Genomic DNA, 15,370 nt, shown 5'->3' with positions numbered 1-15,370 from the left:
CGATCAGCGGGGGCGCGCCGGTGCCGCGTCCCCGCCCACCGTGGTGCCGAGGAACCCGCCGGCCTGCCGTGACCACAGGTCCGCGTAGATCCCGCCGCGCTCCAGCAGCTCCGCATGGGTGCCCTGCTCGGTGATCCGGCCGGCGTCGAGGACCACGATCCGGTCCATCCGGGCGATGGTGGACAGCCGGTGCGCGATCGCGATCACGGTACGGCCGGCCATCACCTCACCGAGCATGTCGTGGATGGCGGCCTCCGCCTCCGAGTCGAGCGCGGAGGTGGCCTCGTCCAGCACCAGGATCGGCGCGTCGCGGTAGAACGCGCGGGCCAGCGCGATCCGCTGCCGCTGGCCACCGGACAGGCGTACGCCGCGCTCGCCGACATGGGCATCCAGGCCGGTCCGGCCGTCCGCGTCCCGCAGCGCGGCGACGAATCCGTGGGCCGACGCCCGGCGCACCGCCGCCTCGATGCGGGCGTCGTCGGCACCGGCGGGTCCGGCGATGTTCTCCCGGACCGAACGGTGCAGCAGCGTGGCCTCCTGGGCCACCATGGCGATCCGGTCGCGCAGGCTCTCCTGCGTCACGTCCCTGATGTCGGTGCCGTCGATCGTGATCGAGCCGGACTCCGCGTCATGGAACCGCAGCAGCAGGCCGACCAGCGTGGACTTGCCCGCACCGGAGCGGCCGACGATGCCGACGCGTTCACCGGCCGCGACGTCGAGGACCAGCCGGTCGAGCCCGCCCGCACCGCGGCCGTAGTGGTGGCTGACCCGCGCGAAGCTGATGGCTCCGCCCCGCACCGCAAGGGCGGCGGCCCCGGGCTTGTCGGCGACCGCGAGCGGCTGGGCGATGGTCCGCAGCGCCTGCCGCAGCGCGCCGACGGACCCGAACAGCGACGACACGGCATCCAGCAGCCACTCGGCCGTCGCGTTGATCCGGAAACTGAGCGCCAGCGCGGCCGCGACCAGACCCAGCGGTGCGGCATCGGTACGCCAGAGCACGATCCCGTATCCCACGAGTCCGACGAGCAGCGCGCTGCCGAGCGCCATCATGGCGCTGTTGATCGTCACCTCGACCCGCTGCAGGTCCAGGTGCGCGCGCCTGGCCCGCGCGAACACCCGGCGATCGTGCTCGGTGCGGGCGTCCCCGCCGCCGAGCAGCGCGAGCGTCTCGACGTTGGCGTACGAGTCCACGAGCAGCCCGGTCAGGACGGACTCGGCGTCCTGCAGACGGGCCGACGCGCACCGGTACCGCGGCACCGCCCACCGCATCAGCAGCAGATACGCCACGAGCCAGGCGCACAGCGGGAGGAGCAGGCGTCCGTCCATCGCGGACATCAGCCACATCGAGCCCGCGATGTAGGCGACCACGAACACGAGCGTGTGGATGACCGAGTACGCGGCGGTGGCGGCGGCATCGCCGCCGTCGCGGACCCAGCTGGCGATGCGCCCGGCGAGGTCGTCGCGGAACCAGCCGACGGACTGCCGCGACACGTACCGGTGCGCCCGCCAGCGCACGAGGGGGCGGGCATTGGCGCGGAACGCGATGTTGTCCAGCGCCTCACTGACCACATTGACCAGCGGCCGGATCAGCAGCACGAACACCGCCACGGTGAGCAGTTCCGTGCCGTGGTCGGCCCAGAACGTGTCCGGGTTCGCCGCCGCGAGCGTGTCGACGAGGCGCCCGGCGTACCCGATGAGCCACACCTCGATCACGGCGCACAGGATGGTGGAGGCGACGGCGGCTGCTACGACCGGCCGCAGCGGCCGCAGCTCCTGCAGGAGGAACCGTCGGACGCCCGGGGCCGGGGTGGGGTTGTTGCCGGTCGGGAAGGGATCAACAGGGTTGTCGAACAGACCTGACACGAAGTGCCTTTCCGGCGGTGGAGACAGACAGGGAACGGGGCGATCCGCCGGACGTCCTCATGTTCGGTCTCCTTCTTCGTGCCGGATGGGCGTTCATCTCCGGGTGAGGCTAGGAGCTTTCGTGGCGCCTCGCCTCCTATTTGTGGCCTGGTACCGTCGCGCGCGGGTAAGACCGGGACTCGTCCCGGCGAGCACCGGATTCCGCTACTCCGGCTGACCCGGCGGCGGGTCGTCGAGGATCGCCAGGGCGGCGAGGAATGTCGTCCGGTCCGCCTCGGCGAGCGCGGCCAGCAGGTCCTGCTCCGCGGCCCGGATGTCGGCCCGGATGCGCTGGTGCAGGCGGCGCCCGGCGGGGGTCAGCCCGAGCAGCCGCGCCCGCCGGTCGGCCGGGTCGGGCTCGCGCCTGATCAGGGCGCGGCGTTGCAGCTCGTCGAGCACCGCGATGAGCCGGGTCTTGTCCGCGCCGATGCTGGTGGCCAGTGCGACCTGGGTGCGCATCGGCTGGTCGCGCAGCGCGCTCAGCACGACGTAACCCCACATGGAGATGTCGTGACGCGCCAGGATCGGCCGCTCCATCGCCAGGATCCGGCGGCCGAGATGCATCACCATGGCGCCGAGATCGGCCCTGTCCTGCGCCGGCATTCGTCGATCCCTTCGTCATCCCGCCCGCCATGGCGTAATCGTAGGTGACAGCTTATCGTATCCCCATGCGTACGAATGATGCCTTGCTCGAAGCCGACGCGGCGGCGACGCGCCACAGTGTCGAGGTGGTCGCCGAGGTCGCGGTCGCCGATCTCGCGCGGCCGACGCCCTGCACCGGCTGGGATCTGCGCGCCCTGCTCGCGCACATGACCGCCCAGCACCGCGGCTTCGCGGCGGCCGCGGCGGGACGCGGCGCCGACGAGGCGGCCTGGCGGACGGCGGACACCGACGATCCGGTGCGGGCGTACGCCGCGGCCGCGCACGAGGTCATCGCGGCCTTCACCGCCGACGGCGTGCCGGAGCGCGACTTCTTCCTGCCCGACCTGGGGCGTTCCGTTCCCGGGCAGATCGCCATCGGGTTCCACCTGGTGGATTACGTGGTGCACGGGTGGGACGTGGCACGCACGATCGGCACCGCCTACCGGCCCCCGCGCGCGGCCCTCGACCTGGCACTGCCGATCGCGTCCGCCGTGCCGGACGGACCGGCGCGCCGGGCGCCGGGCGCCGCATTCGGGCCGGGCCTGCGGGTGCCGGACGACGCCGAAACCCTGGACACGATCCTCCTGCTGCTGGGCCGCGACCCAGCCCCGGCCCGGGGGCCGTCCGGAGCGGGGTGGCAGTCACCGAAGTGACCACCGACCGTCACGGGCGGGCGAGCCCGAGCGCGTAGTCAGCCCACCACTGTCCCGCGGGCGGAGCGCCGTTGCCGCAGGCGCCGTCGGACTCGCCGGGCCGCTTGACCCACAGGTACGCGTCCACCAGCGGATGCCGGGTGCGCGTGGTGGGCGGCTCGCCGAGCTTACGGCCGGCCGGGTTGCACCAGTGCCCGTCGGAGGTGGACCCGCGCGCGGCGGGACCGGCGCCGTTGCGGCTGGTGTCCACCACGAAGCGGGCGCCGCCGAGTTGCCGGGACAGCGCCCCCCCGTACGTGAGGTTGTCCGCGGTGGTCTCGAAGTTGGCCACGTTGAGCGCGAAGCCGTGGCTGCGCTGCACCCCGGCCCGGCGCAGCGCGGCCGCCAGTGCAGCGAGGTCGGTGATCCAGGTCGGGTTGCCCGCGTCAAGGTAGACGATCACGCCGGGGTTTCGTCGCAGTGTCTCGATCGCCCCGGCCAGCAGAGCGAACCGCTCTGCCGTGCGCCCGGCGTCCAGGCATCCCTGCACGGCCTGGGCGACCGCGTCCGGCTCGAGGATCACCACGGCCCGGTGGCCCTGCAACGCCTTCGCCATGGTTGCCACGTAGGACCGGTAGGCGTCCGCGCTCGATGCGCCGCCCCGGGAGTGCCCGGCGCAGTCGCGGTGCGGGATGTTGTACATCGTCAGGACCGGCACGGTGCCGGCGCGGGTCGCGGCGGTGACCAGCGCGCGGGCCCGGGCGGCGGATCCGCTCGACGCATCGCCGAACCACGTCGCGGCGGGCTGGTCGGCGATGCGGCGGATCAGCCGGGCGTCCGCGGCCCGCCCGGCCTTCTCGTACGTCGTGACCTGCCTGGCCGCCGCCCCGCTGCGGTCGACGTAGAACGCCTTTCCGGACAACGGCCCGGCGGCGGTGGCACCGCCGGTCGGGCCGGACGGCGGGGCCGGTGTCGCGGGCGAACTGCCGGCCGTCGGTGGTGGACCGCTGACGGTGCCGGCATTCGGGCGCACCGGGACCGGCCCGGCGTCCTGGCTGTCGCCCCGCACGACCGCCGTCACCGCGACTGCCGCGACGACCGCGCCCACCGCGCCCGCCGCCAGCAGCAGCTGGACAGCGCGGCGCGGCGGTCTGGCGTGGCCGGCCATGAGTCAGCTCACCCGGACCCAGCGGGCTACCGACGGCACCTGCCTGTCGTCCAGCAGGAACAGCATGTACCAGCCGGACGGCACCAGGCCCTTCGACTTGGGGATGGACAGGTCCACCCCACCCGTCTTCGGGGTCACGTCCAGCGCGACGGAGCGCTGGTCCACGTCGAGCACGTGGGTGACCGCGCTGGGCCGGACCAGGCGCGCCGCGGTGATCCGGGCCGCCTGCGGGGTGTCGAACCCCACGGTGGTGCCCCGCTGCACCTGCTCCGGCCCGCCGGTGATCGCCGGCCGCTCACCCTGGTACAGGTACGGCGGTGAGTACACCTCGATCCGCTTCTCGAACGTCCCCGGCCCCTTGCCCGCCTCGTCGTACAGCGGGTCGCTGCCCAACGTGACCACCCGGCCGTCGGGCAGCAGGATCGCCTCGGAGTGGTAGTTGCGCCCCACGGTCGACTCCGCGGCCGTGGCGAAGGCGTTCTCGGACGGCCGGTAGATCTGCGCGTTGAACAGGTCGCTACGGGTCAGGTCGCCGTACCTGCCGCCGCGGTACCCGGAGGAGCCGCCGGTGGTGAAGACGGTGTCGTCGGGCAGCAGCACCGCGCTCAGGTAGCGGGCGGGCGCGGGCAGGTCCGGGCCGGGCTGGTAGCGCGGCTCCGTCTGCCTCAGGTCGATGATGTCGGTGCGCCGGGTGGAGACCTCGGACTCGCCGATCCCGCCACCGCCGAGGATCATCACCTTCTGCTCCTGTGCGGGCGCCAGCAGCACCGAGGTGCTCGTCTCGGTCAGCCGCGGGTCACGCAGGCCGGGGACCTCGGTGAACCTGTTGGTCCGGACGTCCCAGACGCCCGGGGTACGGCCCACGGTGTCCGAGCCGTAGCCGGCGTTGGAACCGGAGTAGAACAGATTCCCGTTCTCCATCAGGTGCAGTGCCGGGTAGGTGGGGAAGGTCCGCTGGAGTTCCGGAGCGTCGACCCACCGCTTCTGCGCGGCGATGTACTTCTCGTTGTCGCCCGGGATCATCCGGCCGAACTCGTCCAGTCCGGACACCGCCAGCACGTCGCCGTTGGGCAGCTCGGCGAGCGTCGGGTACCAGCGGTTCTTCACCATGTCGCCGACCCGGATGTACCGCTCGGTCAGCGGATCGAACTCGTACGACTCCTCGTCGCCGCCGTACTCCTGCTTCTCCCGGGTGATCTTGTCGGAGAGGCCGTAGATGTTCCGCCGGTCCTTGCCGGTCAGACCCTCCACGGTGTACTGCTGCGGCGCCGTGACGATCGGGGCGTCGCCCTTCTCGACCGCGTCGACGAAGACCTCGACCTCGCCCGGGTGGGTCATCACCTTGTGGCCGTGCTTCATCTGCGTGGCCGCGGGCAGGGTCACGTCGTCGCGGGTCTGGTACTCGTAGCCACCTTCCGAGCGCAGCTTGGTGCCCTTGGGGAACGTGCGGGCGCTGCCGGTGGCGGACTCGTTCTTCAGCTTCATGACGCCGTAGGCGTGCTCGATGTTCTCCGGCAGCACCTCGTACTTCTCGGTGCCGCCGGCGATGAGCAGGTTGCCGTTCGGCAGGAAGGTGTGACCGGCGCAGAACACGTCGGTGGGCGTGGGCACCTCGCTGAACCGGTCCGTCGCGGGGTCGTAGAGGACGGTCCGGAACGTGCCGGCCTCGAACGCCTCCCGGTTGTTGCCGCTGCCGGCGACGATGAGCACCTTGCCGGTGTGCAGCAGCGCCGCGTGGATCGCGTTGATCCGGAAGTCCGCGGGCACCGGCAGGCCGGCCCAGTGGCCGTACGCCTGCTTGTAGGACTGGCGGTTGATGCTGAAGTCGTGCAGTGCCTCCGCGGCGCCGGCGACCATCGGCCGGTTCACGACGGCGACGATGCCGAGCACCAGCACGGCGACCAGGCTGTTGCCCAGCCTGCGAGCGAGAGCGGGACGGGTGCGTTGCCTCATGCGTACGTCTTCTCCATCGTCGGGGTCGGTGTCCGCCGGCCGGCGCCCCGGCGCCGGGCCAGCGTGGCCTGAACGCGCCAGATGGTGATCGGCAGCAGGCAGATCGCCAGGTTGAGGCTGGGCCACAGCCACATCGCCCCGTCCACGTGCCCGAGGAACGGGGAGGCTGCCAGCAGCGCGCCGAAGAACGCGGCCCAGAGCAGGCTGTGCCGGAAGGTGAGTGGGCGGTCCGGGCTGGTCGAGTCGCCCTTGGGCGTCACGACGAAGCCCGCCTTGCGGCCGAGCAGCGCGCCGAAGTACGACGCCACGTAGATCGGCGTGGACAGCGTGGAGATCAGCATTCCCGCGGCCCCGGAGGAGCCCGCGGTCTCGTGCGGGCTCACGTTGTGCCGGCGGTTGAACACGTACAGGCCGATCTGGAACAGCGCGGCGTCGACGTACAGCATCAACCACACCTCCTGCGGCACCTGCACACCCTTCGCGCCCAGCAGCAGATAGCACACCGCCACGGCGGCGCCCAGCACCCAGGCGAGCGCGGTCAGCGGGTAGTACGACATCAGCAGTCCGTAGTGGAGTGCCCGCCCGAATCCGAGCCGCCAGCACAGCTTGGCGAACTGCCGCACGACCACCTCGTCGGTGCCACGCGACCAGCGGTGCTGCTGGCTGAAGTAGTCGGTCCAGGACGACGGTCCCTCGCCGACCGCCAGCACGTCCGGGGTGTACACCGAGCGCCAGCGTTTGCCCGTCTCCGGGTTCTTCGTGCGATGCAGGACCAGGCTGGTGGCCATGTCCTCGGTGATCGAGTCCTGCAGGCCACCGATGCTGCGCAGGGCGGAGATGCGCACCGCGTTGTTGGTGCCGACGAGCATCGCGATGCCCCGCTTGTTGCCGGCCCGCTGCAGCAACGAGTGGAACAGGTACTGCTGCGACTCGGCCCACCGGGTGACCACGCCGTCGTAGTTGCCGTACACCTGCGGGCCGACCACGAACGCGACATCCGGGTCGCGGAAGTAGCCGAGCAGACGCTCGCAGAAGTTGGGCTGCGGCACGTGGTCCGGGTCGACGGAGACGAAGACGTCGTACCCGTCGCCGTGCCGGTCGACCCACGAGTTGTAGTTGCCGTGCTTCGTCCTGGCCTTGTAGGCGCCCGCCGGGGTGTTGTACTGCGCCAACCCGTGTCGCGTGTAGTGCCGCACGCCGATGCGTTCGCACAACGCGCGGACCTCGGGGTCGTCGCCCTCGTCCAGCAGCCAGACGTCGAGTTCGCCGGCGTACCGGACGTCCTTCGCGGCGACCAGCGTGCGTTCCACCATCTCCAGCGGTTCCTTGCCGGGCACGATGGTGGTCAGGAAGGCCACCCGCAGCGTCGGGTCGGCGACGACCGGCTGCGGGTCGCGGGCCCAGATGCTCGACAGGCACAGCGTGACCACATTGATCAGGCGGAACAGTTCGATCAGCACGGTCGCGACGATCATGAAGATGGTCGCGCCGAACAGGACGGGATGCAGGCCCGAGTCGGGCAGTTCGATGGCGGCGAGCAGCCAGCCGAAGAACGTCCCCTCGAATGCGAAGGCGAACAAGGTGATCAGCAGGGTGGCAAACGGACGACGCCGGGCAAGGCGGCGCATTTTCACCCGGTACGGAGCGGACTCCGAGTCCGCGCCGGGCTGCTCCGCGGGACCGGCCAGCATGCTGTACTCGCTGTAGCTGTATCCGGGCGCAGCAGTGTCCGGCTGATCATCGCCGGCGTCCAGTCTCTCCAGGTCGGGCGCGGTTCTGGGCGCTGGAATGGTGCGAGTCTCATCCGCGGATGGTGACTCGGTGTGACGGTGCGCTGCACCCGGTTGCGGGGTGTGCACAAGACTCATCGACATCCTCCACGTCGGACCGGGGATCGCCTGGCCGGAACGGGACGACCGGGTGGCGGCTGACGAGCGAGCGCCGCCGATGGTGCTCGCACTAACCACAACCGTCACTTTCCGCAGTCATCAAGTAGCGTCCACATTGCTGCGAGCTGCTCAGATGACGGTGTGTTCGGTCAAGACAGTTGCACACCGCGACGGCAGACGCCTAAGCGAGGGCGGTTCAGGAGAGGATCGTCACGAAGATGAATACGGAGAAATACGGATACATCCGTAATACGAGGTGGTGCAGATGGCTTGTCCGGCCGGCTATGCGTTGAGGTAGGTGAGCACGGCCAGCACGCGCCGGTTGTCGTCATCCGAGGGCGGCATGCCCAGCTTCGTGAAGATGTTGTTGATGTGCTTGCTGACGGCCTTCTCCGTGATGAACAGCTTCGCCGCGATGGCCGCGTTCGACCGGCCCTCAGCCATCTCGCCGAGCACCTCGCGCTCGCGGGCGGTCAGCACGGCCAGCGGCTCCCGGCGGGCCAGCAGCTGCGACACCACCTCGGGGTCCATGGCGGTGCCGCCGTCGGCGACGCGCCGCACCGCGTCGATGAACTGGGCGACGTTCGAGATCCGGTCCTTGAGCAGGTATCCGACCCCGCCGTCGCGGTCGCTGAGCAACTCGCGGGCGTACAGCGGCTCGACGTGCTGGGAGAGCACCAGGATCGGCAGGCCGGGCACCTGGCTACGGGCCGCGATCGCCGCCTGCAGTCCCTCATCCGTGAAGGTCGGCGGCAGCCGGACGTCGACCACGGCGACATCCGGGCGGTGCCGGATCAGCGCCGGCAGCAACGCCGGGCCGTTGTCGACCGCCTCGACCACCTCGAAGTCGAACGCCTCCAGCAGCCGGGTCAGGCCGTCCCGGAGGAGGGCGAGGTCTTCGGCGAGGACAACACGCACGGCAACTCCATCATCACAACCGTCGGACCGCCGGGCGGCGAGGACACCGTCATGGTGCCATCGAAGGCGGCCAGGCGACGCTGGATGCCCCGCAGGCCCGTCCCGCGGGACGGGTCCGCGCCGCCGACGCCGTCGTCGCACACGATGAGCGCCAGCAGTCCGCCCGCGAACCGGATCGACACCTGGGCGGTGCCCGCGCGGCTGTGCCGCACCACGTTGGCCAGCGCCTCCGCCGCGGCGAAGTAGGCCGCGGACTCGACCGGGGTCTCCGGCCGCCCGGGCAGGTCCAGCTCGACGGTGATCGGCAGCGGCAGGCTCATCGCGAGCGCGCGTACCGCGCCGTCGAGGCCGCGTTCCGCCAGCACCGGCGGATGGATCCCGCGGACCAGGTTGCGCAGTTCCAGCAGGGCCGCGCCGCTGACCTCGCGGGCCTCGGTGAGCAGCCTGCGGGCCGCGGCCGGATCCCGCTCCAGCATCTCCTCGGCCAGGCCGATCGTCATGCCCAGCGACACCAGCCGGGCCTGCGCGCCGTCGTGCAGATCCCGCTCGATCCGGCGCAGCTCGGCGGCCTGTGCGTCCACCGTGTCGGCCCGGGTGACCGTCAGCTGGGCGACCCGCAGGCGCAGCTCGGCGGCCTTCGTCGGGGCCAGGAAGAGCTTGGTGAACCGGGCGTTGACGGTGAGCAGCAGCGGCGCGACGCCGAGCCCCACGGCCAGAAACAGCACGCCCTGCGGCGCCGAGAGCAACCCCTGCGCGACGTTCTCGATCGGCCAGAAGACGCCGTAGCCGTACCAGTCGACGCCCAGGTAGAGCCAGAGCGGGAGCAGCGTGATGCCTTCGACGCCGTACAGCGGGACGGCCACCGCCAGCAGGCCCAGCCCGAGGCCGACGACGGCGCCGGGTACGAGCCAGGCCAGGTCCCGCCAGGTGGCCGGGTCGGTCACGATCCACCGGAAACGCCGCCAGCCGCCGGGCAGGGCACGTTCCGGGCGCGGCCGGTAGGGCGACGCGATGGCGATCCCCGCCCGCCCGGCCAGCCGCCGCTCCAGGTCGGCCCGCTTGCGCACCAGAGCCATCACCCACGGCAGCAGGGCCAGGCCGAGGAACGGCACCGGGATGAGTACGAGCGCGACCACCGTCACCACCAGCAGCAGCAGGTTGGTGATCGCCATACCGGCCGTGACGGCGCCACCGCCGACAGCGCGCAGGCCGCCGCGCACCCACGACCGTGTCTCCATGGTTCTCCATTCTTCCCGGCTCTCACCATGCGCGGGTGCCCGCTGCCCCCGCGCGGGTGCTAGCACCACCATCCGTGGGGGTCTGACACTCCTGACCGGTCCGCGGCCGGCGGCGAGCCTGGATGCCATGACGATGACGACGGAGCCCCCACGGCCGACGACCGGAAGCGACTTCGCCGAACTGAACCGGCGGGTGACCCGTGCCGGGCTGCTGGAACGCAGGCCGTCCTACTACGCCGTGCGCCTGAGCGCCGTGTCGCTGGCCCTGCTCGGCGGCTGGACGGCGTTCTTCCTGGTCGGTTCGTCGTGGTGGACGCTGGCCGTGGCCGCCTTCCTCGCCGTGACGTTCGCGCAGGTGGCGTTGGTGGCGCACGACCTCGCTCACCGCCAGGTCTTCCGGACGAAGCGGCCCGGCGAGGTCGCCGGACGGATCGCGGGCAACCTCGGCGTCGGGATGAGTTACGGCTGGTGGATGGAGAAGCACACCCGCCATCACAACAACCCGAACCATGACGATCTCGACCCGGACGTGGCGCCCGAGGTGCTGATCTGGGCCACCGAGTCCGCGTGGGGCCGGCGCGGGCTGAAGGGTTTCATCGCCCGCCACCAGGCGGGCTTGTTCTTCCCGCTGCTCACGCTGCTCGGCATCGACCTGAAGGTCTCCAGCGTCAAGGCGCTGATCCGCGGCGACATGAAACGCCGCAACCTCGAAGCGGCCCTGCTGGTGGTGCACGTGGCGGGCTATCTGGCGGCGCTGTGGCTGGTCCTGTCCCCGGCGCAGGCGATCGGGTTCCTCGTCGTGCACCAGGCGATGTTCGGCGTCTACCTGGGCATGACGTTCGCGCCGAACCACAAGGGCATGCCGCACCCGGACGGCACCGAGGACTTCCTGCGCAAGCAGGTGCTCACCTCACGCAACGTGACCGGGGGGCGGCTCACGGACGCGCTGCTGGGCGGGCTGAACTACCAGATCGAGCACCACCTGTTCCCGGCGATGCCGACCCCGAACCTGCGCAAGGCGCAGCCGATCGTCGAGGCGTACTGCGCCGAGATCGGTGTCGCCTACGAGCAGACGAGCCTGTTGGAGTCGTACCGGCAGGCGCTGCGGCACCTGCACGAGGTCGGCGCGCCGCTGCGTGAGCGCGTGGCGCGGGGATAGGCCGGGTCCGGCGGTCAGCCGTTCTGGTGGGCGAGCGCTGCGGCGTGCCGGGCCGTCTTGGTCCGGTACATCGCGCCGTCGGCCGCGGCCAGCAGACCCTTGGCGTCGTACGCCGTGCCGGTGCCCACGGCCACGCCGACGCTCACGTCCACGCTGACCTCGCCGACGGCCAGCGCAACCGGCTGCCGCACCACGTCGCGGATGCGCGTGGTCAGCCCCTGCGCGCGCCGTTCGCAGTCGGGCCCGGTGAGGATCGCGACGAACTCGTCGCCCCCGAGGCGCCCCACGAAGTCCTCCGAGCGGATCGCGCCCCGCAACCGCCGCCCCATGGAGCGCAGCAGCTCGTCGCCGGCGGCGTGGCCGTACCCGTCGTTGATCTGCTTGAAGCCGTCCAGGTCGAGGAAGAGCACCGCCACGTCGCTCACCCGCTTGTCCAGCGCGCGGGCCAGGTGCTCCAGCAGCGTCGCCCGGTTCGGCAGTTCGGTCAGCGGGTCCATCCGGGCCTGCTGGGTCAGCTCCTGCTCGGCGGCCTTGGCGGCGGTCACGTCGCTCAGGTGGGCCACGTACGAGCCGCTGTCGGCGAGCGCGCCCAGGCGGACATGCACCCAGGCATCCGTGCCGTCGCAGCGGCGGAAGCGCAGGTCACCCCGGCTGGAGTCGATCGACCCGGCGGCCAGGGCGTGGAAGCCGGCACGTGCCAGCTGCCGGTCGGTCACGTCGACCCACTGCCAGTACGGCCTGCCCACGATGGCGTCGGCGGGCTCGGCCAGCAGGGCCTCCAGAGCGGGGTTCGTCTCGGTCACCGATCCCGTGGCGTCGAGGATCGCCATCCCGGTGGGCGCGTTGCGGAATGCCGCCTGGAAGCGCTGCTGGGCGGCGGCGAGTTCGGCCTCCGCGCGCTTGCGGGCGGTGATCTCCCGGGCGACGATGAGCGCCGCAGGACGGCCCTGGAACTCCAGCGGCGTGCCGGCGGCCTCGATGTCCACCACCCCGCCGTCGAGGCGGACCAGCTTCTCCTCGACGTACTGCAGCGGCTCGCCGTCGGCGGTCAGCGAGCGCATCCGGGCCGCCCCGGGGTCCCGGTAGTCCGGGTGCATGAACTCGATCGCCGGCCGGTCCTGCAGGTCGGTGATGGTGCGCGCCCCCAGCAGTCGCAGACCGCGGGCGTTCGCGAAAACGTGATATCCGTCGCAGATCACGAAGATGGTGTCCGGGGACAGATCCACCAGGGCCTGGAACCAGGCGTCCCCCGCTCCTGCAAGGGTTGCCGACGCCGTACGCCCGTCGCTCACGCCCATCACCATCCAGCGCCAGTCCGCTTCTGTTGCCTTCCGATCGGCCGCTGTCCGCGGGTCCTGAGACCCACGGCGGCCGAAGATCGGCACAGCGGGGACCACGCCGCCGCGCGCCCCTCAGCCGGCCGACGGTGCGGGTATGCCGATCCGCGCGAATGCCCGATCCGGGTCGGACCGGCCGGAGCGTATGGCAAGGTGTCGGGGTAATTCGTCGTCGGGCACGGAGGCAAGCGGTGGGTTCGGAAACCAGCACGGATCTGTCGGTCACCGTCGCGGACGGCGTGGCCCTGCTGGAGATGCGCCGCCCGCCCGCGAACCACGTCGACGAGTCCCTGCTGGCGCGGCTCGTCGATGCCGCGCGCACGCTGGACGACGACCCCGCCTGCCGGGCGATCATCCTGGCGTCGCAGGGGAAGCACTTCTGCGCCGGTGCGGACCTCGGCGAGGGTGAGTTCGTCCGCGACCGGGCGGCCGCGGCGCAGGGCCTGTACCGGTGGGCGGTCCGGCTGTTCGAACTGCGGACGCCGGTGATCGCCGCCGTGCAGGGCAGCGCCGTGGGCGGCGGGCTGGGCCTGGCGTGCGCTGCCGACTTCCGGGTCGCGGAGGCGTCGACGCGGTTCGTGGCGAACTTCGCACGGCTGGGCTTCCACCAGGGCTTCGGCCTGAGCGTCACCCTGCCGGAGCTGGTGGGCCGTCAGGCGGCGGCCGACATGCTGCTGACCGCGCGGCGGGTCGGCGGCGAGGAGGCCGTACGTATCGGTCTGGCCGACCGGCTCGCGGAGCCGGGCCTGCTCCGCGTCACCGCCCAGGAGCTGGCGCTGCAGATCGCCGCTTGCGCGCCGCTGGCGGTCCGGTCCATCCGGCAGACCCTGCGCGCCGACCTGGCGGCGCGGGTCCAGCAGGCGCTCGACCATGAGCTCGCCGAACAGCAGATGCTGTGGGCGACCCGCGACAGTGCCGAAGGCATCGAGGCGAGCCTGCAGCGCCGTGCCCCGGTGTTCCGGGGCGAATAGGCCGGGGCCGAACCTGAAAGAACCTCTGATACTTTGCCTCTTTACGGGGAACACGGTATGTGCTGAGCGCCACGGTGTCGATACGGGTGGTGTTCACTCCACCGTCGGGAGTCGCCGGATCGGTCCGCAGCCTCGGCCGTAAAGGCGGAAACCTCCATTGTGGGGATCCGTTCGATCGAGACGGCTATATCGTCGTCACCGCCGTCGAGAACGGTGCCGGAGGCATCCCCCTCGCCCGCCTCCGACCCCCCGAGCAATGAGGACTGACACGTGCCGATCTCCCGCCGCGGTCTCATCGCCGCCGGCTTATCCCTAGTCACCGTCGGATCGATGAGCATCGTCTGGACGCTCAACGCCGGCGCGGCCGAGAACACCGGCCCCGTCGCCGGGGCGACCTCCCCGAGCGATCCGGACGGCCCGTCCACCACGGCGTCGTCGAGTGCCGCGCCGGACTCCGGCCCGGACGGCGCCGCCCCACCGCCGGCCCTGCCCTGGGGCGGGGCGCCGACCGATCTCACCCAGGCGGAACCCGGCGCCAGCAGCGCCGAGGTCGCGGCCGAGGGCGCCGACGTCGCACCCGCGGACACCAGCGGGTCCACCGACCCGGACCCCGAGTTCGCCCCCAAGGGCCTCAGCACCCGCAAGGGTGTGGTCAAGCAGGGCACCACCGACGTCGTCGCGCCGAAACCGCCCGCGTTCAAGGAACCGGTACCGGGCGGCGGCTCGCAGGTCAACTACTTCTACTCCGTCGGAACGCAGAACGTCAGCCTCGGGGGACTGCTGTTCAGCGGCACCTACGCGAACTTCACCATCGCCAAACCCGAGCTGGCGGCGGGGGACTACCACACGCTGGCCGAAATGAGCGTGCAGTCGCTCGACGGTGCGCACATCGCCGAGGTCGGCTGGAACGTGGACCGCACGGTCAACGGCGACAGCGACCCCCACCTGTTCGTGTATCACTGGGTGAACCACGGGGAGACCTGCTACAACGCGTGCGGCTTCGTCCAGTACAGCCAGAACATCAAACCGGGCGACACGCTGCCGCAGGGCGTGAGCAGGCAGCTCGGCATCCAGCACTACAACGGTGCCTGGTGGGTCGCGTACGACACGGAGTGGGTGGGCTACTTCCCGGACAGTCTCTGGGGTGGACAGTTCACCGTCACCGGCACGGTGCAGTACTTCGGTGAGGTCGCCTCGCCCAACGCCCAGCCCTGCACCGACATGGGCAACGGCCTGCCCGCCAGCAACACCGGCGCGGCCCGCGTCGGCAGCGTGTCGTTCCTGAGCCTGCTCGACGTGAACCTGTCCACCTACGCCGTGCCCAGCGTGTACACCGTGGTCCCGCTGAGCAACCGGACCTTCCGGTACGGCGGACCCGGCGCCTGCTGAGCAGTCCCGTCGGCGGAGGGGGGACGACCGCGGCCCGGGGACCGGCTGCCCTGGGCCGCTCGTGGTACCGACCGGGCGGAACCCGGACCGTTGCGGTCACGTCGACCTCGAGGCCTGCTAGTCATGGTCTGAGGAGGTTCACGGCCTCAGGTCGGCCGATCCTCGTCCGCAG

Annotated in this window: 12 protein-coding genes; 4 read left to right on the top strand and 8 right to left on the bottom strand. The window is 71.5% G+C overall.

All coding sequences use genetic code 11. The features are described 5' to 3' along the window. Positions 1-3 precede the first annotated feature (3 nt). Together ACMCNO_RS20920 and ACMCNO_RS20915 are read right to left on the bottom strand one after the other, a co-directional pair. Positions 4-1,863 carry an ABC transporter ATP-binding protein gene (locus tag ACMCNO_RS20920; RefSeq protein WP_412751146.1) on the bottom strand — a complete coding sequence of 620 codons (1,860 nt, stop codon included), beginning with the start codon at positions 1,861-1,863 and terminating at the stop codon, positions 4-6. Positions 1,864-2,067: 204 nt separating this feature from the next. Continuing rightward, positions 2,068-2,505 (bottom strand): MarR family winged helix-turn-helix transcriptional regulator, encoded by a 438-nt coding sequence (locus ACMCNO_RS20915; protein ID WP_412751145.1) that lies wholly within the window; start codon positions 2,503-2,505, stop codon positions 2,068-2,070. A gap of 65 nt (positions 2,506-2,570) precedes the next feature. On the opposite strand from ACMCNO_RS20915, the gene ACMCNO_RS20910 reads away from it, so the two are divergent. Next, entirely contained in the window at positions 2,571-3,197 is a 627-nt protein-coding gene (locus ACMCNO_RS20910; RefSeq protein ID WP_412751144.1) for a TIGR03086 family metal-binding protein, read from the top strand. 10 nt (positions 3,198-3,207) lie between these two features. Here the strand turns inward: ACMCNO_RS20910 and ACMCNO_RS20905 are convergent, their stop codons facing one another. From ACMCNO_RS20905 to ACMCNO_RS20885, 5 genes are all read right to left on the bottom strand, one after another. After that, positions 3,208-4,344: a glycoside hydrolase family 6 protein gene (locus ACMCNO_RS20905; RefSeq protein ID WP_412751143.1), complete on the bottom strand. Its 1,137-nt coding sequence runs from the start codon at positions 4,342-4,344 to the stop codon at positions 3,208-3,210. Positions 4,345-4,347: 3 nt separating this feature from the next. Then, positions 4,348-6,297, bottom strand: a complete 1,950-nt coding sequence (locus ACMCNO_RS20900) for a galactose oxidase-like domain-containing protein (RefSeq protein ID WP_412751142.1) — start codon at positions 6,295-6,297, stop codon at positions 4,348-4,350. Next, complete coding sequence (locus tag ACMCNO_RS20895; protein ID WP_412751141.1) at positions 6,294-7,988, bottom strand: glycosyltransferase family 2 protein; 1,695 nt, start codon at positions 7,986-7,988, stop codon at positions 6,294-6,296. Before ACMCNO_RS20895 ends, ACMCNO_RS20900 begins: the two co-directional genes overlap by 4 nt. Positions 7,989-8,468: 480 nt before the next feature. Beyond that, positions 8,469-9,104 (bottom strand): LuxR C-terminal-related transcriptional regulator, encoded by a 636-nt coding sequence (locus ACMCNO_RS20890; protein WP_412751140.1) that lies wholly within the window; start codon positions 9,102-9,104, stop codon positions 8,469-8,471. After that, the gene (locus ACMCNO_RS20885) at positions 9,056-10,342 is read right to left on the bottom strand and encodes a sensor histidine kinase (RefSeq protein ID WP_412751139.1); all 1,287 of its coding nucleotides are present in this window, start codon (positions 10,340-10,342) and stop codon (positions 9,056-9,058) included. Before ACMCNO_RS20885 ends, ACMCNO_RS20890 begins: the two co-directional genes overlap by 49 nt. 133 nt (positions 10,343-10,475) lie before the next feature. On the opposite strand from ACMCNO_RS20885, the gene ACMCNO_RS20880 reads away from it, so the two are divergent. Next, a complete protein-coding gene (locus tag ACMCNO_RS20880) occupies positions 10,476-11,501 on the top strand; it encodes a fatty acid desaturase family protein (protein ID WP_412753763.1) in 1,026 nt (341 codons plus the stop codon). Positions 11,502-11,515: 14 nt separating this feature from the next. Here ACMCNO_RS20880 and ACMCNO_RS20875 read toward each other — a convergent pair whose 3' ends face one another. Next, complete coding sequence (locus ACMCNO_RS20875; protein WP_412751138.1) at positions 11,516-12,793, bottom strand: diguanylate cyclase domain-containing protein; 1,278 nt, start codon at positions 12,791-12,793, stop codon at positions 11,516-11,518. 236 nt (positions 12,794-13,029) lie between these two features. Here ACMCNO_RS20875 and ACMCNO_RS20870 point away from each other — a divergent pair, with 236 nt between their 5' ends. Both ACMCNO_RS20870 and ACMCNO_RS20865 read left to right on the top strand, forming a co-directional pair. Next, positions 13,030-13,809 (top strand): enoyl-CoA hydratase/isomerase family protein, encoded by a 780-nt coding sequence (locus ACMCNO_RS20870; protein WP_412751137.1) that lies wholly within the window; start codon positions 13,030-13,032, stop codon positions 13,807-13,809. 330 nt (positions 13,810-14,139) lie between these two features. After that, complete coding sequence (locus ACMCNO_RS20865) at positions 14,140-15,198, top strand: neprosin family prolyl endopeptidase (protein ID WP_412751136.1); 1,059 nt, start codon at positions 14,140-14,142, stop codon at positions 15,196-15,198. Positions 15,199-15,370 lie beyond the last annotated feature (172 nt).

It is taken from the genome of Krasilnikovia sp. M28-CT-15, assembly GCF_047159595.1.
Classification (GTDB): Bacteria; Actinomycetota; Actinomycetes; order Mycobacteriales; family Micromonosporaceae; genus Actinoplanes.
Note: the sequence above shows the minus strand (reverse complement) of the source record. Positions and strands in the feature narration are given on the sequence as shown.